The organism is Methylotenera sp. E1MeOHC1 (assembly GCF_058745595.1).
In genome coordinates this window covers 1014763-1037370 of the sequence record NZ_CP196025.1, presented here as the reverse complement: position 1 = coordinate 1037370, position 22608 = coordinate 1014763, and the positions used below count along the sequence as shown (strand labels likewise).

At 44.4% G+C, this 22608-nt stretch carries 25 protein-coding genes; 16 read left to right on the top strand and 9 right to left on the bottom strand.

Going from position 1 to position 22608, the window contains the following annotated elements; all coding sequences use genetic code 11:
* The first annotated feature begins 15 nt into the window (after nt 1-15).
* From ACSSU7_RS04750 to ACSSU7_RS04740, 3 genes are read left to right on the top strand one after another with little or no spacing between them, the layout of a single operon-like run.
* The gene (locus ACSSU7_RS04750; RefSeq protein WP_492517572.1) at nt 16-339 is read left to right on the top strand and encodes a flagellar protein FliT; all 324 of its coding nucleotides are present in this window, start codon (nt 16-18) and stop codon (nt 337-339) included.
* Nucleotides 340-350: 11 nt separating this feature from the next.
* Entirely contained in the window at nt 351-1319 is a 969-nt protein-coding gene (gene fliK / locus ACSSU7_RS04745; RefSeq protein WP_492517571.1) for a flagellar hook-length control protein FliK, read from the top strand.
* Nucleotides 1312-1671 carry an EscU/YscU/HrcU family type III secretion system export apparatus switch protein gene (locus ACSSU7_RS04740; protein ID WP_492517570.1) on the top strand — a complete coding sequence of 120 codons (360 nt, stop codon included), beginning with the start codon at nt 1312-1314 and terminating at the stop codon, nt 1669-1671. The genes fliK and ACSSU7_RS04740 overlap by 8 nt, the downstream gene beginning before the upstream one ends.
* Here the strand turns inward: ACSSU7_RS04740 and fliE are convergent.
* Nucleotides 1668-2027 carry a flagellar hook-basal body complex protein FliE gene (gene fliE, locus ACSSU7_RS04735; protein WP_492517569.1) on the bottom strand — a complete coding sequence of 120 codons (360 nt, stop codon included), beginning with the start codon at nt 2025-2027 and terminating at the stop codon, nt 1668-1670. The two genes, ACSSU7_RS04740 and fliE, sit on opposite strands and share 4 nt — an antisense overlap.
* A 204-nt stretch (nt 2028-2231) precedes the next feature.
* On the opposite strand from fliE, the gene fliF reads away from it, so the two are divergent.
* The 13 genes from fliF to fliR all read left to right on the top strand — a co-directional run bounded on the left by fliF (nt 2232) and on the right by fliR (nt 13445).
* Entirely contained in the window at nt 2232-3875 is a 1644-nt protein-coding gene (fliF, locus tag ACSSU7_RS04730) for a flagellar basal-body MS-ring/collar protein FliF (protein WP_492517568.1), read from the top strand.
* Nucleotides 3876-3881: 6 nt separating this feature from the next.
* On the top strand, nt 3882-4880 hold the full coding sequence (gene fliG / locus ACSSU7_RS04725) for a flagellar motor switch protein FliG (RefSeq protein WP_135277427.1): 999 nt from the start codon (nt 3882-3884) through the stop codon (nt 4878-4880).
* A gap of 11 nt (nt 4881-4891) precedes the next feature.
* Complete coding sequence (locus tag ACSSU7_RS04720) at nt 4892-5563, top strand: flagellar assembly protein FliH (protein ID WP_492517567.1); 672 nt, start codon at nt 4892-4894, stop codon at nt 5561-5563.
* Complete coding sequence (fliI, locus tag ACSSU7_RS04715) at nt 5560-7008, top strand: flagellar protein export ATPase FliI (RefSeq protein WP_492517566.1); 1449 nt, start codon at nt 5560-5562, stop codon at nt 7006-7008. The genes ACSSU7_RS04720 and fliI overlap by 4 nt, the downstream gene beginning before the upstream one ends.
* A 42-nt stretch (nt 7009-7050) precedes the next feature.
* Nucleotides 7051-7497 carry a flagellar export protein FliJ gene (gene fliJ, locus ACSSU7_RS04710; RefSeq protein WP_492517565.1) on the top strand — a complete coding sequence of 149 codons (447 nt, stop codon included), beginning with the start codon at nt 7051-7053 and terminating at the stop codon, nt 7495-7497.
* Nucleotides 7498-7606: 109 nt separating this feature from the next.
* The gene (locus ACSSU7_RS04705) at nt 7607-8908 is read left to right on the top strand and encodes a flagellar hook-length control protein FliK (RefSeq protein WP_492517564.1); all 1302 of its coding nucleotides are present in this window, start codon (nt 7607-7609) and stop codon (nt 8906-8908) included.
* A gap of 163 nt (nt 8909-9071) precedes the next feature.
* Nucleotides 9072-9563 carry a flagellar basal body-associated protein FliL gene (gene fliL / locus ACSSU7_RS04700; RefSeq protein ID WP_492517563.1) on the top strand — a complete coding sequence of 164 codons (492 nt, stop codon included), beginning with the start codon at nt 9072-9074 and terminating at the stop codon, nt 9561-9563.
* Between the two features lie 19 nt (nt 9564-9582).
* On the top strand, nt 9583-10587 hold the full coding sequence (fliM, locus tag ACSSU7_RS04695) for a flagellar motor switch protein FliM (protein ID WP_492517562.1): 1005 nt from the start codon (nt 9583-9585) through the stop codon (nt 10585-10587).
* On the top strand, nt 10577-11050 hold the full coding sequence (gene fliN / locus ACSSU7_RS04690) for a flagellar motor switch protein FliN (RefSeq protein WP_492517561.1): 474 nt from the start codon (nt 10577-10579) through the stop codon (nt 11048-11050). The genes fliM and fliN overlap by 11 nt, the downstream gene beginning before the upstream one ends.
* 42 nt (nt 11051-11092) lie before the next feature.
* Complete coding sequence (fliO, locus tag ACSSU7_RS04685) at nt 11093-11563, top strand: flagellar biosynthetic protein FliO (protein WP_492517560.1); 471 nt, start codon at nt 11093-11095, stop codon at nt 11561-11563.
* Nucleotides 11556-12311: a flagellar type III secretion system pore protein FliP gene (fliP, locus tag ACSSU7_RS04680; RefSeq protein ID WP_492517559.1), complete on the top strand. Its 756-nt coding sequence runs from the start codon at nt 11556-11558 to the stop codon at nt 12309-12311. The genes fliO and fliP overlap by 8 nt, the downstream gene beginning before the upstream one ends.
* 43 nt (nt 12312-12354) lie before the next feature.
* Complete coding sequence (gene fliQ / locus ACSSU7_RS04675) at nt 12355-12624, top strand: flagellar biosynthesis protein FliQ (RefSeq protein ID WP_019898894.1); 270 nt, start codon at nt 12355-12357, stop codon at nt 12622-12624.
* A 29-nt stretch (nt 12625-12653) separates the two neighbouring features.
* Nucleotides 12654-13445 (top strand): flagellar biosynthetic protein FliR, encoded by a 792-nt coding sequence (gene fliR, locus ACSSU7_RS04670; protein WP_492517558.1) that lies wholly within the window; start codon nt 12654-12656, stop codon nt 13443-13445.
* Nucleotides 13446-13604: 159 nt separating this feature from the next.
* Here the strand turns inward: fliR and flgL are convergent, their stop codons facing one another.
* From flgL to flgE, 8 genes are all read right to left on the bottom strand, one after another.
* On the bottom strand, nt 13605-14516 hold the full coding sequence (gene flgL / locus ACSSU7_RS04665; protein ID WP_492517557.1) for a flagellar hook-associated protein FlgL: 912 nt from the start codon (nt 14514-14516) through the stop codon (nt 13605-13607).
* Nucleotides 14517-14537: 21 nt separating this feature from the next.
* Nucleotides 14538-16511, bottom strand: a complete 1974-nt coding sequence (gene flgK / locus ACSSU7_RS04660; RefSeq protein ID WP_492517556.1) for a flagellar hook-associated protein FlgK — start codon at nt 16509-16511, stop codon at nt 14538-14540.
* Between the two features lie 84 nt (nt 16512-16595).
* Nucleotides 16596-17582: a flagellar assembly peptidoglycan hydrolase FlgJ gene (gene flgJ / locus ACSSU7_RS04655; protein WP_492517555.1), complete on the bottom strand. Its 987-nt coding sequence runs from the start codon at nt 17580-17582 to the stop codon at nt 16596-16598.
* 13 nt (nt 17583-17595) lie between these two features.
* The gene (locus ACSSU7_RS04650; RefSeq protein WP_492517554.1) at nt 17596-18768 is read right to left on the bottom strand and encodes a flagellar basal body P-ring protein FlgI; all 1173 of its coding nucleotides are present in this window, start codon (nt 18766-18768) and stop codon (nt 17596-17598) included.
* A gap of 7 nt (nt 18769-18775) precedes the next feature.
* Nucleotides 18776-19558, bottom strand: a complete 783-nt coding sequence (locus ACSSU7_RS04645; RefSeq protein ID WP_492517553.1) for a flagellar basal body L-ring protein FlgH — start codon at nt 19556-19558, stop codon at nt 18776-18778.
* Between the two features lie 120 nt (nt 19559-19678).
* Nucleotides 19679-20461 carry a flagellar basal-body rod protein FlgG gene (gene flgG / locus ACSSU7_RS04640; protein ID WP_135277399.1) on the bottom strand — a complete coding sequence of 261 codons (783 nt, stop codon included), beginning with the start codon at nt 20459-20461 and terminating at the stop codon, nt 19679-19681.
* A gap of 94 nt (nt 20462-20555) precedes the next feature.
* Complete coding sequence (locus ACSSU7_RS04635; protein WP_492517552.1) at nt 20556-21296, bottom strand: flagellar basal body rod protein FlgF; 741 nt, start codon at nt 21294-21296, stop codon at nt 20556-20558.
* 27 nt (nt 21297-21323) lie between these two features.
* Complete coding sequence (gene flgE, locus ACSSU7_RS04630) at nt 21324-22574, bottom strand: flagellar hook protein FlgE (RefSeq protein ID WP_492517551.1); 1251 nt, start codon at nt 22572-22574, stop codon at nt 21324-21326.
* Nucleotides 22575-22608: the final 34 nt, after the last annotated feature.

Genomic DNA, 22608 nt, shown 5'->3' with positions numbered 1-22608 from the left:
TGAGGGATTAAAGTAATGGAATATCAAAATACTATTCAGCTTTATGAGACGGTTGCTAAAATTATGCAGCAGATGTTGCTCGCAGCAAAAATGGAAGATTGGGACAAACTGACAGAGTTAGAGGCTTTTTGTGCGCAACATGTTGCAACATTGAAGACCATTGAAGATGCACAGCCTTTGCCAAGCGATGCATTGAAGCGTAAGGTCGCGAGTATAAAAAGTATCCTCGCAGATGATCGTGAAATTCGTAATTTAATTTCTCCATGGATGGCAAAATTGAACGCCTTAATGAGTACAAATCAAACTGAAAGAAGGCTGACGCAAGCATATAGTCAGTAATTGTAATTCTTATGCTTAAACTACCAGACAATCTAAGTATTAGTCCTGGTCCAGTACCAGTTGGTAGGGTAGTACCTGTGTTGGCGGTCGATAGCATTGGGGCTACATTACAAGAGTTAAATGCCAGAGCTACCCAGTTTGTGATTGGTCGTGAATATGCAGCACAAATCGTTTCCAAAGTTGATGACAAGGCTTACCTAGTAAAAATAGATAATGCAGTATTAAAGATGGAGCTTGGTGAAACTGCGCAGGCTGGTCAATCCATTAATCTGCGTTATATCAAAGATGGTCCTGCCCCAACTTTCTTCTTCATGCCGCAAGCGAGCTTGCCTGCAGATGGTGCGCCTGATATTAGCCAAGCTGCGCGTTTAATCGGGCAGTACTTGCAGGAGGCCGAAAAAAATGGCGTGTCAAATAAGTATGAGGCGACTGCTATCGTCACTCATAGCCCCAAAGAGCCGCAAATGGTGGCTCAAGGTTTAAAACAAGCAATTGGCAATAGTGGTTTGTTTTATGAGTCTCACTTAAGCGAAATGCTGCAAGGTGGGCGCTCTGTGGCGACTATTATGCAAGAACCACAAAACCAACACCAGAATTTGACACAGATAGCTGCATTGACTTCGCAACAGTTGACTGTTTTGGAGCAGAATCGTATCAATTGGCATGGTGAGGTGTGGCCAGGGCAGATGATGGATTGGGATATATATGCAGAGCCGCGCGATGAAGATCGCAGTGACAGATCTGGCGAGCCACAGGAGGATGAGGTAAGGCCTGTGGTCAGTGAGCTGAAGTTGAGCTTCCCAAATTTGGGGGTGGTTGCCGCCAAATTAACCATTATCAATGGATATGTTTCCATTAATTTACGTGCAGAGCAAGAAGCAACTATGGATGAGCTTAGGAGTAAAAGCCGTGCTTTAACTCAGGCAATCAATAATACTGGGTTGAAATTAGACGGTTTGATTATTTCAGCATATGAATAAAGCCGACGAAAATAAACGATTGAACCCGACCTTAGGGTTGGCGCCAAATCGGCATGCACCTCACAATCCAAATCAGCAAGCCATTGCGTTAACATATGCTACTGGTGATTATGCGCCACGCGTAGTGGCTAAAGGTCGCGGTTTAATTGCTGAAAAAATCATTGCTAGAGCAAAGCAGCATGATGTTTTTGTGCACGAATCTAAAGACTTGGTCGCGCTACTTATGCAAGTGGATTTGGATGATCATATTCCACCTGCACTATATCAGGCAATCGCTGAGATTTTATCGTGGCTCTACCGTCTGGAAGAAGGTAAGGCTGATGCGATCAATGACGAGTTGCTTAAAGGCTAAATCTGCATACTCATGATGTCCTGATAAGCAGAAACTAGCTTGTTACGCACTTGGATTGTTGCCTGGAATGAAATATTTGCTTTTTGTCCGGCAATCATTACGTCAGATAAGCTAACGCTATCATCGCCCAAAGCAAAGCTCTTGCCCATTGTTTCAGCATTCTTCTGTACTTCATTCACTTGATTCAGCGACGCTTTTAGTGCGTCTGCAAAATCAATCTTTCCGGTACTTTTATTATCTGCACCGATGGGAGAGGCTAAATTTGCGATGCTATCTGTTTGTGGACGTTGTGCTGCAGCCCTCATTTGCGCAAGCATAGACTCTATTCTGCTTGAATCAATACCACCTGCCTTCATGATTGACCTCCTGTTAATATCTAACCTAAAATTTCTCATTGCTAATGTAACATTTAATTCAAATACCAAGTTGGTAAATAAGAAGAGTAAAATCACTCTATTCGTGGGTTAGATGTAATGTGGAGTTGGCATAATATGGTTTAACTTGTGGTTAAACCGCATTGATTTGTAGTAATGTGTTTAGAAGTCTAATGGAGAAATTAAATGGCAGCAGCTGACGCCGCCCTGGCGAATGAAGGTAGTACTGGTGTGTTCGCCCAGATGGGAGGTAAATTGCTCTTAGTAGCAGGGATTGCTGCTGTCGTAGCTGTGATGGTCGTGTTTTGGTTGTGGAGTCAGCAGCCAGATTATCGGGTGTTATTCTCTAATTACACCGATAAAGATGGCGGGGCCATTGTGGCTGCGCTAGAGAAATTGAATGTACCTTATAAATTCTCTGATAGTGGCACAGCCATTATGGTGCCAGCCGCACAGGTGCATCAGGTGCGATTGAAATTGGCGGCAGACGGATTGCCTAAAGGCGGTAATATCGGCTTTGAGTTGTTAGAGAATCAAAAGTTTGGCGTGTCACAGTTTGTTGAGCAGGTTAACTTTCAGCGTGGCCTAGAAGGCGAGCTTGAACGCAGTATTCAGTCTATCGCGGCAGTAGAAGTCGCAAGAATCCACTTAGCAATACCTAAGCCATCCGTGTTTGTCCGTGATCAGCAAAAACCTACTGCTTCTGTATTATTAAACCTCCGCCCTGGTAGAACGCTAGATGCGCAGCAGGTAAGCGCTGTTGTGCATTTGGTTGCGAGTAGCGTCCCTAATTTGCCTACAACTAACGTTACCGTGGTCGATCAAAATGGTAACTTACTTTCAGATACAACTAAAAAAATGGGTGCAAAGAACTTAGACCCAGAGCAGCTAAAATATGTTGAAGAGATTCAGCAAAGCATAGTAAAGCGCGTTGAGTCAATTATCAGCCCAATTGTTGGGCCTAAGAATGTGCGTGCGGAAGCTAGTGCTGAAATTGATTTTTCTGTTCAAGAGCAAGCGGCTGAGACTTATAAGCCGAATCAGCAGCCGGATGCTGCGGCTGTACGCAGTATGCAAAGTAATGAAACTAAGTCTGCTAATGGAGAGGCTGCTGGCGTTCCTGGTGCACTTTCTAACCAGCCGCCACCAGCCGCTACCGCACCAATTACAACAGAAGCTACCAATGCTGATGCCAATGGTCAGCCTGCCAATAGCGCACCGCCAACCAACACTGAGAAGAACCTTACCACCAACTATGAAGTGGATAAAACAGTGAGTTATAGGCAGCAGCCGATGGGGGGTGTTAAACGCCTGAATGTTGCCGTGGTTGTTAATAACATGCCTGTGGTAGATAAGAAAACGGGTAAGGTGAGCTATAGGGCTTTAACTGCGGCTGAAAAAACGCAGATCAATGACCTTGCAATGCAGGCGATGGGCTTTAATAAAGAGCGCGGAGATTCATTGGCTATTGTAAACACACCATTTGCAGGTGAGCCACAGGAAGTGCTGCCAGCAATCCCACTTTGGGAGAACCCGCGCGTGATTGAAAATGCTAAAGATGTATTGCGCTTTTTGGTTGGTGTAATCGCACTCTTTATTATTTACCGCAAAGCTTTAAAACCATTGTTAAATAAATTAACTACGCCTGCTAAAGCAGCAGCTAGCCAAGGCGAGGCGCCTGATGCCGTAGTGAATATTAGTGCAGACGGTAGTAGTGCGGCAGATAAGCCAGCTTATACGCAAAAAATAGAAACAGCTAAGCAAATCGCAAAAGATAACCCTAGGATGGTTGCGAGTGTGGTGGCTAACTGGACCAATGGAAACGAGTAATAAAAGATGAGTGATGCAGGTGTAATGAGAAGTGCAGTGCTAATGCTGGCTTTGGGGGAGGATGAAGCGGCAGAGGTGATGAAGTTTCTGAGTCCTAAAGAAGTGCAAAAGTTGGGTGCTGCAATGGCAACCTTAAAGTCTGTAGGTCGTGAGCAAGTAGAAACCGTGGTGAGTGAGTTTCTTGCAGAGGCAGAGATGAGCAGTAATTTAGGCTTAGATTCTGATGAGTATATTCGCTCTGTATTAACGAAGGCGTTAGGTGACGATAAAGCTTCTAGTCTATTAAACCGTATTCTACAAACGCGAGACGCTAGCGGTATCGAGAGTTTAAAATGGATGGATGCACATACTGTTGCAGAGTTTATTAAGAATGAACATCCACAGATTATTGCCACAATTTTAGTGCATTTAGAGCCAGACCAAGTGGCTGAAATTTTTGGTCATTTTACTGATCGTTTACGCCAAGATGTTATGCTCCGCATTGCAACACTCGATGGCGTTAAGCCAGTCGCACTACGCGAACTGAATGACGTGATGACAAAGTTGCTTACAGGCAATGAAAACATTAAGAAACAAACCATGGGTGGAGTCAAGGTTGCTGCCAATATCATGAACTTCATGAATGGCGAAACTGAGGCTGTCGTGCTAGAGGGCCTTAAGAATTACGATGACGAGATGGCTCAGCGCATTATGGATGAGATGTTTGTGTTCGATAACATCATGGATATTGATGATAAAGGCATTCAGGTTATGTTGAGAGAAGTGCAGTCGGAAACACTCATTATTGCGCTTAAAGGCACTACCGAAGAAATGCGCGAGAAAATATTTAAAAATATGTCATCTCGTGCTGCTGAAATGATGCGTGAAGATTTGGAGTCCAAAGGGCCTGTCAAACTTTCAGAGGTTGAGGCGCAGCAAAAGCAAATACTGCAAATTGTGCGTAGGCTCGCTGATGAGGGGCAAATTCAGTTGGCAGGTAAAGGTGGCGATGACCAATATGTATAAGGCAGCCTCGCATGGCTAACAGCAATATACCTAAAGAGCAACAGAGTGCTTATGAGCGCTGGGAAATGGCTTCATTTTCAGACCTTGATCATCGCGGCAGGGGGATGGTTGCAGCTAGTCAGCCTAAGAAAAAGGAAGTGCCATCTGCTAATCCTGCAGATATAGCGTTGGTTTTTGAAGCGACTCGTAAAGATGCCTACAATAAAGGCATGCAAGAGGGCTTTGCCGCAGGGATGACTCAGGCTAAAGAGTTAGCCCAAGTCGAAAGAGAGCAATTTTTAACGCTCATGAATGCATTTAGTAATGCACTAGAAAATTCTGACGAGCAAATTGCTGAAGATGTGCTTTCTTTAGCGCTGGATATTGCAAAGTCTATGCTGAAAGTTAAGTTGAACGTAGATGAGAAAGTTTTACTTCCCGTTGTACTGGATGCGATTCATTATTTACCGCAAATTCAGCGGCCAGCTAGAATTTTAGTCCACCATGATGACATGCACTTATTGCGAGAACACATGGCGGACGAAATTGCCAATGACCATTGGCAAATACATGAAGATAGCAGTATAGAGCGCGGTGGTTGCCTAGTGGAGACCGGTGCAAATCAAGTAGACGCAACTAATGCTACACGTTGGAAAAGAATTACCGAGGCGTTGGCGCAGAATAATGATTGGCTGCTACCATGAGTGATGAGGTGCTGGAGGTTGCTGAAAGTAAGCATTTAAATGTGCATCAGCAGCGCTGGCGTAACCATATTCGTGATTGTAAAGAAATATTACGTATTGTTGAGCCGTTGGAGATTGCCGGACGTATCGTTAAGCTTACAGGCCTTGTCATGGAAGCAGTCGGCATTAAGTTGCCAATCGGCAGTGCCTGCTATGTTCCATTAGTAGAGGGTAGGCGAGTGGAGGCTGAAGTGGTTGGCTTCGACGGTGAGCGTATGTTGTTAATGCCACAAAGCAGTGTAGATGGTATTACGCCAGGCGCAAAAGTGTTTGCATTAGAAATTGCAGAGAGCTTGCCCAAACCACATCATGGCCAGCCGCCGCGTCGCCGTGCTACGGATAGGGCGCGACATTTACCTGTGGGTGCTGACTTGCTGGGCAGGGTGGTCGATGGTGCAGGTAATCCGTTAGATGATTTGGGTGCTATTAATTCAAGCCAAAGCTCTGCATTAAATGCCCGGCCAATGAACCCACTAATGCGCGCGCCTATAGAAGATGTTTTGGATGTTGGCGTTCGAGCAATCAACAGTATGTTGACGGTTGGACGTGGTCAGCGGATGGGGCTTTTTGCGGGGTCTGGTGTCGGTAAAAGTGTACTGCTAGGTATGATGGCGCGCTATACCACTGCCGATGTGATTGTGGTGGGCTTGATCGGTGAGCGTGGGCGCGAGGTGCAGGAGTTCATTGAGCAGATTTTAGGGCCAGAAGGCCTAGCGCGCTCAGTGGTGGTGGCAGCGCCCGCTGATGCCCCGGCTTTGATGCGTTTGCAGGGGGCAAGTTATGCAACCACTATTGCAGAAAGCTTTCGTAACGAGGGTAAAAACGTACTGTTGATTATGGATTCGTTAACGCGCTATGCAATGGCACAGCGTGAAATTGCCCTAGCGATTGGTGAGCCACCTGCTACTAAAGGTTACCCGCCTTCAGTATTTGCCAAGCTACCGGCATTGGTAGAGCGTGCTGGCAATGGCCGCAGGGGTGAGGGCTCGATTACCGCTTTTTATACAGTGCTGACAGAAGGTGATGATCAACAAGACCCAATTGCAGATGCTGCGCGCGCAATTTTAGATGGTCATATCGTATTAAGCCGTAGCTTGGCTGAGAGCGGGCATTACCCAGCGATTGATGTTGAACAGTCGATTAGCCGTGCAATGCATAATATTACTAGTCCTGAGCATCAAAAGTTAGCCCGTAAATTAAAGCAGCTAAACTCACGTTATGCACGTAGTGTGGATTTAATTAACGTAGGTGCTTATGAAGCTGGCAGTGATGCTGTGTTGGATATGGCCATTTCTAAGCATGAGTTAATAGAAAGGCTTTTGCAGCAAGATGTTGCGGAGCGTTCTGGCTGGGACGAGAGTTTGCAGTTTTTAGCAGCAGTCATGCACGGCGTTCCATTAAGTTGATTGTTAGACATTACCCTAAGCGAGTATTACTAGGAGCCTCTTATGACGACAAAATCTAGCAACGTGTTAAAAATGTTAGAAGAAATTGCAGCCAAGGAAGTTGAATTGGCAACGGAAGCATTAGCTAAAGCAATGAAGCTTGTTGATGAGGCACAGGGAAAGTACGATATGTTGCTGGAGTATCGTAAAGGTTATCAAGATAATTTGGCAGCGAACCTCACTAAAGGCATGACTGCTGAGGCGTATCAAAATTTTCAAAATTTCTTTAAGAAACTTGATCATGCCATTGCAGGTCAGAAAGATGTAGTGCTGATTGCGCAGCAGCAGGTTAAGGTGCACCGTACGTTGTGGCAAGAAAGCCAGCGCAAAAAGCTGTCTTACGATGTGTTGATTTCACGTTCGGATAAACGCGTCGCCAAAGTTGAGCAAAAAAGAGATCAGAAATTGATGGATGAATTTGCAACACGAATGACGCGTACCAAGCGTTAAGCTTGGCGTTAAATTTGTGGAACTGGCAATGATTTAGTGCTCATATCAATGAATTGAATCATGATGCCTAAGTTTAATATGTAACTATGTATTTAATAGGTGGATTATCATGCAGTCATTACCAACACCAGTAACGCAAACAAAAGCGCTAAATTTGGCTGATGTCGCGAGCAAGAATGGTTCGCCTCTAAATAAATCATCAACAGAAAATGCTAAAGCAACTTTTCAAGCTGAGCTGAACAAGCAAGTTAGAGCTAAGCAAACCCAAACGCAAGTTAAGCCGGATAATAGTGCTGAATCTGCAAAAAAATTGGCACAACAAAACTCGTCTGTAAAAGATTCGTCTGAGGCTGATCAAGCGGCTCAGGCAGGTAAAGATTCAAACAATGCACCGATTGATGCTTCTTTCTTAGCTGATTTAAATAAACAACTAGATGCTGCACGTGATATGGCTAACCAAGCTGGCTTGGTTGATGCTAAAAATCAGCCGTCAGCCACGCTACCTGCTGGCACTGAAAATAAAGAAGCTATTGTCACTGAATTGATTTCATCATTAGGCATTGCTCCGGGTTTGCAAAACGCTGCAAATAATGGACGAGTGTCAGTAGCGACAGAGGCTGGTGGTGCTGTGCCGACCAGTACAGATGCCGCTATGCAGCAAAAGAATTTCATGGCTACATTTAACAACGTAGCTGCATCAGCACAGTCGCAATTGCAGCAGTCCGCGACGGATGCTGATATTAGTGCTAAACCTCAGGGTGAAAGCTTAGCTGATGTTCTGACAGCTAAGCCTGATATGAAGTCAGCGGCTGAGGAGTCTACTTTTAGTAAAGCTATGGCGAATGTTGCAAAAGACTTGCCAGCTAAAGATTTGCTAGTCAAGGATGTTGCGCCTAACGTGGCGCAAGTGCAGACTGCATCAACTAATGCGGTGCAAAATAACAACAATGTTGCGGCACAACAATTAGCGAGTACGAACGTTATTAATGTTTACCCAGGTAAGACAGGCTGGGATCAAGCTATTAGTCAAAAAGTAGTATGGATGGTCGGTAATGGGCAGCAATCTGCCTCGCTTACATTAAATCCGCCGGATTTAGGCCCGTTAAAAGTTGTGATTAATGTGCATAACGATCAAGCAGATACTACATTTATCTCCGATAATGATGAGGTAAGAAAAGCGCTTGAGAGCGGTATGTCGCACTTACGCGAAAAAATGAATGAGTCTGGTATTCAGTTGGGTCAGGCCAATGTAAGTACTAGTCAACAATCGCAGCAGGAGTTTCAGCAGGCTGCACAAGGCCGGGTATTTGAAGGTGCAAAAAACCAAGCAAATACAAAAGCTGTGGAGATTGACAGCCATGCCAAAGTGAGTGTGCGCGTATCTGATGGGCTGGTTGATACCTTTGCTTAAGGGTAATTGCACCCGTAACCGCTGTATTCAGTTAAATAGTGATCTAAAACACTTTTTTCCCTTTAATTCCTGTATCTTGTAGTTTAATTTTTTTGCATAATGTAGCCATAACATAGCTATGATTGCATAATATGCAACCTAAGTTAAATTAAAGGAAAAGTTAATGGCTCAAGATCCAGTACAAGCACCAGAAGAAGCGGCTCCAGCCTCCAAGAAAAAGCTTATCATTATCATTGTCGCTGTTGTATTAGCATTAGGTGGCGGTGGTGCGGCATGGTTTTTTACCCAACAAAAATCACACACAAAAAAAGAAGAAGTGAAAAAAGAAGAGCCAGCAAAAGCACCTGTTTTCTTAACTTTAGACACATTCACCGTTAATTTACAGCCAGACCCGGATGAGAAGTTCTTGCAAGTGGACATTTCTCTGCAAGTTGCTAGTGCTGAGGCTGCCGAGGCAATTAAATTACATATGCCTGCAGTTAAAAACCGCTTATTGTTGTTGTTAACCAGTAAAAGTGCGGCAGAGATATCTACTGTTGAAGGCAAGCAGGATTTGAGCAATGAAATTATCGCAGAGGTGAAAAAACCTTTTGCACCTAACGCTAAGCCGCAAGAGGTCTTAGATGTATTTTTTACTTCCTTTGTGGTTCAGTAATCTGCATTAAATATAAATTATGGCCGATAAGTTTTTATCACAAGACGAAGTTGATGCACTGTTAAAAGGTGTAGGGGGAGATAATGAGGATGATAAGTCCACCTCTGAAGCCGAAGGTGTTCGTGACTATAACCTAGCTACGCAGGAGCGTATCGTGCGTGGGCGTATGCCTACGCTGGAGATTATTAATGAGCGCTTCGCTCGTCTTGTGCGTATTGAGCTGTTTAACTTTTTAAGGCGGACAGTTGAAGTCTCTGTTGGCCCTGTGCGTATTACCAAATATAGCGACTTTATTCGTAATTTAGTTGTCCCTACCAATTTAAACCTAGTGCAAATGAAGCCATTACGCGGTACTGCGCTGATGGTGTTTGATCCAACCTTAGTCTTTTTGGTTGTTGATAATATGTTTGGCGGTGATGGCAGGTTCCATACGCGTGTGGAGGGTAGAGATTTTACCCAGACTGAGCAACGGATTATCCAACGTATTTTGGCTATTGTTTTTGAAACATATGCAAAATCATGGGAGCCAGTGTATCCCATAGAGTTTGAGTATTTACGTTCAGAAATGAATACACAGTTTGCCAATATCGCAACACCAAATGAGGTAGTTGTTGTGACTACATTTAATGTGGAGCTTGGCCCTGCGAGCGGTGAAATTCACTTTTGCATGCCTTACTCTATGGTTGAGCCTATTCGTGATTTATTAACTTCGCCATTACAGGGCGAAGTCCTTGGTGCCGATAAGCGTTGGGTTAAACTCATGACTCAACAAGTGCAAGCAGCTGAAATTGAAATTGTTGCAGATTTAGCGACAACAGATATGCGTTTGGGTGCAGTTCTCAACATGAAAGTTGGCGATGTGATTCCCATTAGTATGGAGGACTCCATCGAGGCTAAGGTAGATGGTGTGCCCGTCATGCTTTGTAAATACGGATTGTTTAATGGGCAATATGCATTGCGCGTTGAGAAACTTTTGAGATCAAACTCTACAGAATATATTAAAGGAGAACCTTATGGCGACTGATCCAGTGGATGAGAGCGGTATTGATGCCATCGCTGAAGATGATTGGGGCGCAGCAATGGCAGAACAGGCATCGTCTGAGACTGCGGCGGATGATTGGGGTGATGCAATGAATGAGCAGGCCTCAGCGTTACAGGCCGATAAAGCTGAGAAGGCTCAAGTGTTTACAGAATTTACAGCGAAGAATAAATTGCACGAAACTCAGAACGATATTGACTTCATTCTAGATATTCCGGTACAGCTTACGGTTGAGCTGGGCCGTACTAAAATTGCGATTAAAAACTTGCTACAACTAGCTCAGGGTTCAGTTGTTGAGCTGGATGGCATGGCTGGTGAGCCCATGGATGTGTTGGTGAATGGCTGTTTAATTGCGCAGGGCGAGGTGGTTGTAGTTAATGACAAATTTGGTATTCGTTTAACAGATATTATTACGCCTGCGGAACGCATACGAAAAATTAATCGTTAATTATCTTTTATTAAACCAAGAACCTAGAAACTGCTGAACCCAATGAAGTTTAAATTATTATTTATCCCCATGCTTTATTGGGCCTCTAGTTTAGCGTACGCTGCAGAGCCTATAGCCAAGGCTTCGCCTACCGGTGGTCTGCTTAAGATGATGCTAGGGCTTATATTAGTATTAGGCGTTATGGCAGGGGTAGCGTACCTTGTGAAGCGCATGTTGCCTGGTATTGGTCATCAGCAGTCAGCCATTCATGTTGTGGGCAGTGCCAGCGTAGGTACGCGTGAGCGCGTGGTCGTATTGGAGCTTGGTGATCGATGGCTAGTAGTGGGTGTGGCGCCAGGGCATGTGAGTGCCATTGCTAACTTAGAAAAGGGTGTTGCCACAAATGATGATAAAGCAGATAGCGTAAAAGTTAATGCAGATGCACAGGCTAGCACCGCAGGAACACTTGCTTTATCGTTTGGAAAAATTTTAAAGAATTCGGCAAGTAAATTTACTGAGAAAACTAATGGTTAAAAGTTGGGCGGTCTGTTTAAAGGGGTTGTTTTTTCTAGGCTTGGTGTTACTACCATTTTCAGTATTAGCTGCAAATGCTTTACCTTTAGTAAACGCTACGCCAAGTGCAGGTGGCGGCCAAGACTACACATTAAGTTTACAAACCTTAATCTTACTCACATCGCTCACATTCTTACCTGCCATCGTGTTAATGATGACGGGTTTTACGCGTATTATCATCGTGCTTTCATTGTTGCGTCAGGCATTAGGTACGCAGTCTGTCCCACCTAATCAAGTGATGATTGGTCTGGCTTTATTTCTCACCTTTTTTGTGATGTCACCGGTAATTGATAAGATTTATGTGGATGCATATAAGCCGTTATCTGAAAATCAAATCTCAATGCAGGAAGCAATGGATAAAGGCGTCGCGCCACTTAAAGAGTTTATGCTCAAACAAACGCGAGAGGGTGATCTTGCCCTGTTTGTAAAAATGGCAGAGGTCGAGAAAATTGAAACCCCTGATCAAGTGCCACTTAAAGTGCTGGTGCCGGCATTTGTTACCAGTGAGCTAAAAACAGCTTTTCAGATTGGTTTTGCCATATTTATCCCATTTTTAATTATTGATATGGTGGTTGCAAGCGTGCTGATGTCTATGGGGATGATGATGGTATCTCCTGCCATTGTGGCACTGCCATTTAAGCTTATGCTGTTTGTATTGGTGGACGGTTGGCAATTAATACTTGGCTCACTAGTGGAAAGTTTTTATTAACCGTGTTGACATTTAATAAAGCTAAAGTAGCGAGGAGTATCTAATGACGCCAGAAAGTGTAATGACGTTAGGTAGAGATGCAATGGGCATCACTTTAATGATTGCTGCCCCTATATTGCTCACTGTATTGGCGATAGGCTTGTTAGTCAGTATCTTTCAGGCGGCAACCCAAATTAATGAGCAAACCTTATCTTTTATTCCTAAACTTGTAGGTGTGTTTGTAGCACTGATGTTTGCTGGCCCATGGATGCTAAGCACGATGGTTGACTATATGCATTTGGTATTTACGAGCATACCGGCTATGGCCAATTAACGCTGGCTGGCAGTCATCGCTTTTAAATCATGATTACATTTAGTGGTGAGTTTCTACAAACGTGGGTGATCACGTTATTATGGCCACTTACTCGTATTTTGGCCGTTGTTGCGATCGTACCTATTTTTAGCCACACTACGATACCAAATCGCGTTAAAGTGGGTTTGAGTGTCCTGCTTACGATTATCATTGTCCCCACCATTCCGGCTATTCCTCAATTCGAAGTCTTCTCATTAGATGGTTTACTGGTGCTAGTCCAGCAGATGATTATTGGGTTTGCCATCGGTTTTAGTATGCGGATGGTCTTTTCTGCAGTGGATTTAGCTGGGCAACTAATTGGCTTGACTATGGGTTTAGGTTTCGCTCAGTTTTTTGACCCTCAAACAAACGGCCAGTCAACTGCTTTAAATCAGCTTTTAGTGTTACTGGCGATGCTTATTTTTTTAAGCTTGGATGGGCATTTAATTATTGTGACAGCGATGGCTCAAAGCTTTACCACCATGCCGATAACACTAGGTGGAGCAGGCATTGATTTCATGCAAATTGCGTCATGGGGTAGCACTATTTTTAGTGCGGGTTTAATGCTGGCATTACCTGCTGTATGCGCTTTGCTAATTACTAATATGGCATTAGGTATATTAACGCGCACTGCGCCGCAACTTAACTTATTTGGGATTGGCTTCCCAATTACGTTGAGTATGGGCTTTGTAGTGGTGGCATTATCACTAACCAGTATGCTACAGCCTATTGTGAAATTTATTGAGCAAGGCACGGAGAATATGATGCAAATCGCTGTGCCTAAGCATACTGAGAGAAAATAAGGCACTGAGTGGTTTTATTGTTTATATACAGCCAATAGATGACATTACTTTAGGGTTGATTGACACGTGCTTTAGCAGGAACTAGAGTAACTTGAAGTTCATTCAAAGCCTAATGCATAGGCTTTAAATGAGAAGTGACTTCTTAAGTTTAAGTGTAACTTAAATAAAATTAAACAAAGATAAATTGGTTGTTGCCACAAATGACTTTTGTGCAGCTTCCATAATTGTCTGGTTTTTAGATAAATCAGACAACGCTGCTGCATAGTCTAAATCTTGAATTTCAGATAAGGACTTGCTGTATTGTAAGTCTAAATCACTACCAGAAATGTCCAATTGGTCTAGCTCGTTTAGTCTTGAGCCAATGCTAGCACGTACTGTGAGTACATTATCTAAACCTTGTCGCATGCTGCTAAGACCAGTGGCAATCCCGGTGGAAAAGGCCGCTTGGTTTGCAGGTGTTAATGGTGTATTTAATAAGGTGATCAAGTTTTGCAAGGTGGCAAACACATCATTACCGCCAGCTTTAAATACATCATCTCCTGTGGCGTTTACTACCATTTGTCGCTCTGCATCCACTTGCAGCAATTGATTGTTGCTGTCACCTACATATGCAGCGCCAGTGGCATTGGCAACAAATGGCGCTGTGTCAGTTTGAAACCCAGCGTATAAATAATTGCCTGAAGCGTCTTTTGTATTAGCGAGGCCAACCAAACCATCTAGCGTTGTTTTCAAATCTGCCGCAATAAAGCCTCGCTCCAAGTCAGAGTAGGTAGCATTGCCTGCTGAAACTAGTGATGATTGTATTGAAATCATCATGTTTGTTACGCTAGTGAGGTTTGACTCTAGCGTATTGAGTTTGAGTTGTGCGGTTTGTCTGGTATCTGCAAATTTTGAGTTGATACTTTTCGCGTGTGCAATCTCTAATGCTCTTGCTGCGCCCACAGGGTCATCTGAAGGTGAGGCAATGCGTTGCCCAGTAGATATTTGTTGCATCAGTTTAGTTTGCTCTGATTGCAAGTTGGATATTTTAGAAATACCGGATTGATATATAGTATTGGTGCTGATTCGCATGGTAACTCCTTAAGCTATTGACTAGGTGCCAAGTTGCAATAGCACATCAAATAGTTGACTCGCAATTTGCATCATTTTACCTGCAGCTTGATAAGCTTGCTGGTAACGTATCAGATTGGTTGCTTCTTCGTCTAGATTCACACCAGACTCGGACTGAACTGAGGCATTGATTTGCTCCAGCACTTGTCCCTCTGATACGCTTAATATATTGAGTTCGCGTGTCTTGTTGCCCACGCCATTGACCATTTGGCCAAAAGCGTCTGAATAACTCTTGTTACCGGTAATGGTGTCAGCGTTTTGTAACTTGGCTAGTAATAAGCCGTTAGTATTGTCACTAGGGCCAGTAGCACTGCCTGGAGTGATTGTAAATTGGTCACCATTGCTTGGCGTTCCTGAAATCACAAAACTTACACCAGCAGTACTGATTGTTGCGCCGTTAATAAACGTAACAGGTGCGCCTGCCGCATAAGTGACAGATGTTCCGTTAGAAGTGACAGTCACTGGTTCTGTCGCAATAAAGCCAGTCAGCGTGTTAGGTGCCCCAGCATTGTAAGTAACATTAAATGGGCTGGCGATAGGGCTTGATGCATATGTGCTGCTAGCAACTGGGCTACTAATGCTGGCTGAGCCTGTATTAGCTAGATTGGCACTGGAGCTGAGTATGCTACCGCCAACAGCAAGCTTTCTTGCATCCGTAATTGCTAATGTAAGTTTAGTTGCAGCATTTTGCGTTGGTTTGATTAAAAAGTTATCACCAGCCAACATGGCGCCTGAAGTCTGGCTAATCGTTAAGCCATCTATATTTGCAGGCAGGCTGCTAAAGCTTTGCGTTGTGTTGTCACTTAACCTTGTAACACTATAGTTAGTGCCGTCATACTGTAGTTTGTAGTCACTGGTGGTCAGCGCTTTAGCATCCACTATCTTGGCAGCCACTTCCGCCGGAGTTGCATTTGCTGGCGTTGTGGTAGGGCCTGAGTTGTATGCATTTGAGTTGACCAAGGGGTCAGGGATGCTAAACAGCGCTGACCCAATGTTGCCGTCTAAGTCAAAACCCTGCATAAGCTGTGAGTTGAAAGTATCGCCCAACACTACTGCAATCTGACCTATTTGATTTTGTACAGGGTCTAAAGATTCTGCTCGGAATTGCAATAAACCACCGATGACCCCGCCCGGTAAGCTATTGGTGCCAAGTACAGTTGTTTTATTGTTAGATTGGTATGCAACTTCAAGGCGGCTAGGGTCAGTAGGTGAGGGGGTTGTCAGGATGTTAAAGGTTTCTTTACCCACAACCAATGGTAAGCCGTTACCTACGTATACGTTATAGCCACCTTGCCCTTGAGACACCACGGTAGTTTTGATTTGCTTGCTTAATTCTAAGACCAGTTGATCTCTTTGGTCCATTAAGTCGTTAGGCGTGCTACCGTTTGCACTGACGGCTTTTTCAATTACATCGTTTAGCCCAGCAATTTGTGTTGCATAGGTATTAACAAGGCTTACGCTAGATGTAAGCTGCGTGTTAACACTGTCGCGGATTTCATTTAGGCGATTGTTGGTGGTCTGGAAGCGACTCGCAAGGGATTGTGCATATGACAGCATGGACTGGCGAGTAGGAATATCACTCGGATTTGCACTTAATTTTTGTACCGCCCCAAAAAAATCACTCATTGCCGGGTTAAGGCCAGCGGTCGAGTTGGACAACATATCGTTGATAGATGTCATTTGTGACAGGTAAGTATTAGCGCTTGAGCTGTTAGACTGACTGCGCACGGCCTGTGCCGCTAAGATGTCATTAAAAATCCTGGTTACTGAGGCAATTTCAGTACCTTGGCCAACAAAACCATATCCGAAGTTTTGTGATTGCGCCGCTGCTTGCACCACTACTTGTCTTGAGTAGCCTGGTGTTGAAGCATTTGCGATATTGTGACCAGTCGTGCTGATGCCAACCTGTGCAGCAGCAAGGGCACTTTTCCCGATATTTAAGATGTTAGAGGCCATGGTAGCGTCTCACTTTAACTAATTTCATATATTGTATGACGGCATCAAATGTTAAAACTTTAGGCCATGGATGGTGATTACTTTTTATGATGATGACACTTTTTTAATTACGTTAGTGAGCTTTTCTGCATAATTTGGATCGGTTGCGTATCCTGCTTTTTGCATGGCTTTTGCGTAGCCTTGCACGTTATCCAAGTTGGCCATTACGTTTTCATAACGCGGAGTATTACGCATTAGGTTAGCAAAGTCTTTAAATGAATCTGCGTAGCTATCGTATGCGCGGAACTTCTCTATGCGCTTTTGTTTAATACCATTTACATACTCTGTAGTCACAGCTTCCACAACCTTGCCGCTCCAGTTGCCAGTGGCCTTGATGCCAAATAGGTTGTTACTTGCTATGCCATCGGCACCTCTAAGCTCGCGCTTTCCCCATCCACTTTCTAGCGCAGCTTGACCCAGCATTAAGTTGGCAGGGATGCCAGTAGCTCGGCTGGCAGCTTCAGCATGTTGAGCCATTTTTCTTTGGAAGCTGTCAGCGCTACTGTCGTCACTGAGTGGTTTAAACTCAGAAGCGTCTTTAGTGGTTCGACCTAAACGACTAGCATTTTGTTGCAGTGCAATTTGTGCTTGATTGAGAAACGGATTGCCGATTAAGTTTTCATTTAATCTGGATTGTTTATCCGTAGGAGCTGTATTGTTATCTACTGCCTGTTCAAGCGCGCTATTTGTGCCGTAGCCATTTTTGCTCAATTGCCTTGCCAGCACGTCTGCTAAGCCTAAGCCTTTATTTGAGAGATTGCTCGTCAGCTGTTGGTCTAGCATACTGATAAACGTGCGGCTTTGGTCGTTATCTAATAAGCTATCTTGCGGTGTGGCATCACGCATGCTTTTTAGCATCATGTTCATGAATATAGCTTCAAATTGCTTAGCTACACCCTTGATTGCCTCAGGTGAGTTTTCTTTTGCTGCTTGTTTCAGGTTATTTAGGCTGTTTGCATCTATTGCAAGGTTGCCTGATAAATCTGCTTTGTTTGCTATGCTGCTATTATTGGTGTTGATGTTGTTAGTCATGGCTTGCTGGTGGTTAAATGACTTCTAGCTCGGCACGCAGTGAGCCAGCAGCTTTCATCGCCTGTAATATTGCCAGTAAGTCTTGTGGCGTTGCACCAATCGCGTTCAATGCTTTCACAACGTCAGAAAGATTTGCGCCACTGTCCAGTTTAACTACTTGTCCTGGGTCTTTCTTAATATCGATTTCAGAACGTGCGGTTGCAACAGTTTGACCGCTTGCTAATGCACCTGGTTGGCTGATTACAGGGTCGGTATTGATAGTGACAGTTAAATTGCCATGTGATACTGCGCAGCTTTCAAGTGTTACCGTCTGATTCATCACCACCGAGCCGGTACGCGCATTGACAATCACTTTTGCATAACTTGCTGCTGGCGCTACATTTAGGCTCTCTAGGGCTGCTAAAAATGCAACACGGCTATAATTGGCCGGTGGATTGATTTGAATCACGCGACCATTTTGTGCAAGTGCCGTATTTTGACCAAACTGGCGGTTTATAGCATCTACCACTAATGATGCGGTAGAGAAGTCTGAGTCTTTTAACTCTAGGTTAAATGTGTTGTTCTGGCTGATATTGGATGGCACAGCACGCTCAACTGTTGCGCCAGCAGTAATTCTACCTACACTCAAGTGATTGACTTGGGTTTGTGCGCCGTTGGCTGACGCGCCAACCCCACCTACAACTAAGCTGCCTTGCGCCATTGCATACACTTGACCATCTGCACCTTTTAATGGGGTCATCAGCAGTGTGCCGCCTCTAAGGCTTTTGGCATTACCCATGGACGAGACAGTGACGTCCAAATTTTGCCCAGGCTGTGCAAAAGCAGGCAGGCTGCTGGTGACAATGACGGCAGCTACGTTTTTAAGTTGCAATGATGTGCCTGGTGGTAAATTTACGCCCATTTGCTGCATCATGCTGATAATACTTTGTACAGTAAATGGTGTTTGTACGGTTTGGTCACCGGTACCATCTAAGCCAACCACCAAGCCGTAACCGATGAGCTGGTTGGTACGTACGCCTTGAATAGAAGCCAGGTCTTTCAGACGCTCTGCATGTGCAAGCGTGGCTGTTGTCATGCATATAATTGAGCTAGCCAGTAGTGCGCAGGGTAACGCTAAGCTCCTAACAGCTTGCTGAAAGCGTTGTATCTGTGTTGTTGAAGCATTCATGTTGAATAGTTGTGCCATATGATTTCTACCATGGGCTCACGCTTAAGAAGAAGCGAGCGAAGATTGATGCAACCGCTGCGCCATCAATTTTACTGTTGGTTCTATATTCTATTCTTGCATCAGCAACTTTTGTAGAGGGCACGGTGTTGCCTAAGCTAATAGTGTCTGGGTTAACCACCCCTGAGAAGCGAATGAACTCTGTGCCTTTATCCAGTGCTACTTGTTTTTCACCGCTAACAACCAGATTGCCGTTTGGCAGTACATCAACCACTGTTGTGGTTAGGGAGCCGCTGAATACATTTTTTGCATTGGCGGCAGCATCATCTGTATAAGAGTTATCTGAGCTAGCTGAAGCGGAGCCTAGTTTTGCAAATGGTAATCGTGATACCAAGCCGCCAACAACTGGTATGTTATCTCCGAGTTTTGCGTTGGTTTCAAAATTTACAGAACCTTGCTTGCTGCCGGCGCTACCATTTGCTTTGGTGGCGGAGGTGTTTTCTGTAATATTAATCGTCACAATATCGCCGATAAAGCGTGGGCGGTGGTCTTCAAACATCGGGCGATACGACGAAGCACTATAAATGCCGCCATTATTATTGGGGGCATTGCCGATTGAGGGCGCTCTCGCTGTTGTTGGCTGGTTGACGATGGATGTGGGCGTTACTGCGCAACCGTAGAGTAATGTTGCCGCAAATATTGCAGCAACATTGCGGCTAAATTTATTGTTCACAGTCACTAGGTATGTTTTTGTATTCACTACCGGTTTGATTGTCGTGTTTAGCAATTTATCTTGCGTGGTATTCAGCATGATTGCCTCTTGATGTTCTGACAATAAAACCTTAAAAATGCATCTTTGTATATGTTGGTTTGTATATATGCTTTTTTAAAGTTTGTTAGATGATCCTTTAATTTTATCACCAGTTTAAATTTACATCTGTGTTAGTTTCTGTAGCATTTGGTCGGATGTCGTAATTGCTTTACTGTTAATTTCGTATGCGCGTTGGGTTTGAATCATATTTACCAACTCTTCAACTACATTAACGTTTGATGTTTCCACAAAGCCTTGTGTGAGCAAGCCTGCGCCGTTTGTACCAGGTGTATTTGCGTTAGCCGTGCCAGATGCGGCAGTTTCAACATATAAATTTTCACCGTTACCTTGTAAGCCGGCCGGATTAATAAATGTAGATAATTGCAATTGACCGATTTGGGTCACCGCTGTAGAGCCAGCGAGTGTGACTGACACGGTGCCATCACGACCAATAGTCAGTGTTTGTGCGTTAGTTGGTACGGTAATTGGTGGTTGTACAGAAAAGCCGCTAGACGTCACTAACTGGCCTTGAAAGTCCACTTGAAACGCACCGTCTCTTGTGTAAGCGGTTGTGCCATCTGGCAGTAAAACTTGAAAGAAACCAGCGCCTTGGATAGCTACGTCTTTATCATTACCGGTTTGCTGTAAATTGCCTTGTGTAAAAATGCGTTCAGTAGCCACTGGTCTAACGCCTGTACCCAATTGCAGGCCGGAAGGTAGTTGTGTTTGTTGGGATGTTTGTGCGCCAGGCTGTCTAATGGTTTGATATAGCAGGTCTTCAAACACCGCACGTGATCTTTTAAAGCCATTGGTGCTAACGTTGGCCAAGTTGTTTGAGATCACGTCCATTTGCGTCTGTTGAGCATCTAGACCAGTTTTAGATATCCATAGTGAGCGTATCATTTTGTTTCCCTTTAATCACAGCCAATAGTTAACTGTTTTTGCCTAAAGTGTACTGACAGATTATTACAATAGCTTCATCATAACCGATATACGGTTAAGTCAATTGCAGGAGTTGACTTGCTTTATTGGCGTTATTCTCAGCGGTTTGAATCAATTTCATTTGCATTTCGAACTGTCTAGCTAGGCTAATCATCGTGACCATAGCGTCCACCACATTCACATTGCTGCTTTCTAGCGCAGCTTGCACTACACTGACGTTAGCATCTGCCGTAGCGGGTTTGCCATCTTTGGTGGTAAATAAACCATCGTCAGCTCGTACTAAATTTGCTTGCGGCGGGTTAACTAGCTTAATGCGGCCGATAATATTAGAAGGGCCGGGTAGGGTTAAGTTATTCACCGTAGAAACCGTGCCGTCTTTGCCGATACTAACTGCTACATCAGGTGGAATGGTGATTGGCCCGCCATCACCCATGATGGTGAGTCCGGTCGCTGTTTGTAGCAAGCCGTTAGGGCTGGTTTTTAGCGAGCCGTTACGAGTGTAGGCTTCTGAGCCATCTGCACGCTGTACGGTCAGCCAGCCATCGCCTTTTACTGCAATATCTAGGCTACGATCGGTTGATTGAATTGCACCTGAGTTAAAGTCACTGCCGCTGGTAGAGTCCACCACAAAAGCGCGTGTGGGTAAGCCTTCACCAATGACGGGAACAGCTCTAAAAGCATCTATCTGCGATTTAAAGCCAGTAGAAGTGGCATTGGCCAGATTGTGGCTGGTTGTGGCCTGTTTCTCGAGGATATGTTTCGCACCGGTCATTGCGGTGTATATCATGCGATCCATTGCGGCGTTCCCTTTAGCGGCTAACTATTAACGAAGGTTCACTAGCGTTTGTAAGACCTGATCCTGCGTTTTAATTGTCTGCGCATTCGCTTGGTAGACACGCTGTGCTGTAATCATATTCACAAGTTCAGCAGTTAAGTCCACGTTAGAGTCTTCTACCGCAGATGATTGCAGCACGCCTAATAGACCGCTGCCTGGTGCGCCAGTGAGTGCTGGGCCAGAACTTGCGCTGACCGACCACGCATTGCCGCCTAATGATTGCAAACCATTAGGGTTGGTAAAGCTAGAGAGTACCACTCGACCTAAGTTTTTGGATTGACCATTGCTATAACGGCCAACGATAGTGCCATCGCTTGATGTGTTGAAGCCAGATAAACGACCGGAGGTAAATCCATCTTGCGATAAGCTGTTGATACTAAAAGCTGAGCCAAACTGGGTACTCTTAGAGTAATCGATTGTGGTGGTAACGTTAGCAGCACCGTTTGCAACAGCTGGTGTTGCACTGTTCAATGGTGTAAATGTCACAGAAGGTAATGCTGGCACAATAGTTGGTGAAACTCCTGTGCCTGTAAAGGTCATTACGGCAGTAGTTGCCGGTAATGCTGGCGTTGATACACCATCTACCGTTGTGTAAACATTCCAAGTGTTGGCAGATGTTTTACGGAAGAAATTTTGCAATGTATGTGAGTTACCTAAGCTATCGTAAACAGTTACTGCTGTTGAGTTGTTGTAGGTAGTCGGGTCGGTCGGGTCAAATGCAGGTACAGCAGGCATTGGATTGTTTCTGGAATCAAGATTAATCGTACCTTCGATCTCAGTGGTTGCCACCGGTTGAATATCTGCGGTGTTGATTTGCAGGTCTACTGCAGCACCGCTTAAGATGTTGCCGTTAGTATCTGCTGCGTAGCCAGTTAAGCGTTTGCTTGCAGAGTCTACAATGTAACCAAATTTATCTAATTGGAATTGCCCGTTACGCGTGTAGGTAACTGCGCCGTTTGATGACATACGGAAAAACCCGTTGCCATTAATTGCAATGTCTAAAGAGTTGTTAGTAGAAGTAATGTTGCCCTGAGTGAATTGCTGAGCTACGGTAGCTAAGTTGGTACCAATACCAATCTGGCTTCCGCCACCACCGGTAATTGAGTTTGCAAAAACATCGGCAAATTCCGCTCTAGATTGCTTAAAGCCTACAGTGTTTGCATTAGATACGTTGTTGCCAATCACTTCTAGTTGTTTAGAAGCTGCGTTAAGACCGCTTAAACCTTGTTGAAAACTCATGCTATTCTCCTTGGAGCTAAATTATTTATTTGCT

What these genes read in the sequence shown, in the direction of transcription:
- fliG (WP_135277427.1), top strand. Translation starts at nt 3,882, where the DNA reads ATGAGTGATGCAGGTGTAATGAGAAGTGCAGTGCTAATGCTGGCTTTG.
- fliR (WP_492517558.1), top strand. Translation starts at nt 12,654, where the DNA reads ATGATTACATTTAGTGGTGAGTTTCTACAAACGTGGGTGATCACGTTA.
- fliJ (WP_492517565.1), top strand. Translation starts at nt 7,051, where the DNA reads ATGACGACAAAATCTAGCAACGTGTTAAAAATGTTAGAAGAAATTGCA.
- flgL (WP_492517557.1), bottom strand. Translation starts at nt 14,516, where the DNA reads ATGCGAATCAGCACCAATACTATATATCAATCCGGTATTTCTAAAATA.
- ACSSU7_RS04635 (WP_492517552.1), bottom strand. Translation starts at nt 21,296, where the DNA reads ATGGATCGCATGATATACACCGCAATGACCGGTGCGAAACATATCCTC.
- fliE (WP_492517569.1), bottom strand. Translation starts at nt 2,027, where the DNA reads ATGAAGGCAGGTGGTATTGATTCAAGCAGAATAGAGTCTATGCTTGCG.
- fliL (WP_492517563.1), top strand. Translation starts at nt 9,072, where the DNA reads ATGGCTCAAGATCCAGTACAAGCACCAGAAGAAGCGGCTCCAGCCTCC.
- fliQ (WP_019898894.1), top strand. Translation starts at nt 12,355, where the DNA reads ATGACGCCAGAAAGTGTAATGACGTTAGGTAGAGATGCAATGGGCATC.
- ACSSU7_RS04720 (WP_492517567.1), top strand. Translation starts at nt 4,892, where the DNA reads ATGGCTAACAGCAATATACCTAAAGAGCAACAGAGTGCTTATGAGCGC.
- ACSSU7_RS04705 (WP_492517564.1), top strand. Translation starts at nt 7,607, where the DNA reads ATGCAGTCATTACCAACACCAGTAACGCAAACAAAAGCGCTAAATTTG.
- ACSSU7_RS04650 (WP_492517554.1), bottom strand. Translation starts at nt 18,768, where the DNA reads ATGGCACAACTATTCAACATGAATGCTTCAACAACACAGATACAACGC.
- fliF (WP_492517568.1), top strand. Translation starts at nt 2,232, where the DNA reads ATGGCAGCAGCTGACGCCGCCCTGGCGAATGAAGGTAGTACTGGTGTG.
- flgK (WP_492517556.1), bottom strand. Translation starts at nt 16,511, where the DNA reads ATGGCCTCTAACATCTTAAATATCGGGAAAAGTGCCCTTGCTGCTGCA.
- fliM (WP_492517562.1), top strand. Translation starts at nt 9,583, where the DNA reads ATGGCCGATAAGTTTTTATCACAAGACGAAGTTGATGCACTGTTAAAA.
- fliI (WP_492517566.1), top strand. Translation starts at nt 5,560, where the DNA reads ATGAGTGATGAGGTGCTGGAGGTTGCTGAAAGTAAGCATTTAAATGTG.
- fliO (WP_492517560.1), top strand. Translation starts at nt 11,093, where the DNA reads ATGAAGTTTAAATTATTATTTATCCCCATGCTTTATTGGGCCTCTAGT.
- flgE (WP_492517551.1), bottom strand. Translation starts at nt 22,574, where the DNA reads ATGAGTTTTCAACAAGGTTTAAGCGGTCTTAACGCAGCTTCTAAACAA.
- ACSSU7_RS04740 (WP_492517570.1), top strand. Translation starts at nt 1,312, where the DNA reads ATGAATAAAGCCGACGAAAATAAACGATTGAACCCGACCTTAGGGTTG.
- ACSSU7_RS04750 (WP_492517572.1), top strand. Translation starts at nt 16, where the DNA reads ATGGAATATCAAAATACTATTCAGCTTTATGAGACGGTTGCTAAAATT.
- fliN (WP_492517561.1), top strand. Translation starts at nt 10,577, where the DNA reads ATGGCGACTGATCCAGTGGATGAGAGCGGTATTGATGCCATCGCTGAA.
- flgJ (WP_492517555.1), bottom strand. Translation starts at nt 17,582, where the DNA reads ATGACTAACAACATCAACACCAATAATAGCAGCATAGCAAACAAAGCA.
- fliK (WP_492517571.1), top strand. Translation starts at nt 351, where the DNA reads ATGCTTAAACTACCAGACAATCTAAGTATTAGTCCTGGTCCAGTACCA.
- ACSSU7_RS04645 (WP_492517553.1), bottom strand. Translation starts at nt 19,558, where the DNA reads ATGCTGAATACCACGCAAGATAAATTGCTAAACACGACAATCAAACCG.
- flgG (WP_135277399.1), bottom strand. Translation starts at nt 20,461, where the DNA reads ATGATACGCTCACTATGGATATCTAAAACTGGTCTAGATGCTCAACAG.
- fliP (WP_492517559.1), top strand. Translation starts at nt 11,556, where the DNA reads ATGGTTAAAAGTTGGGCGGTCTGTTTAAAGGGGTTGTTTTTTCTAGGC.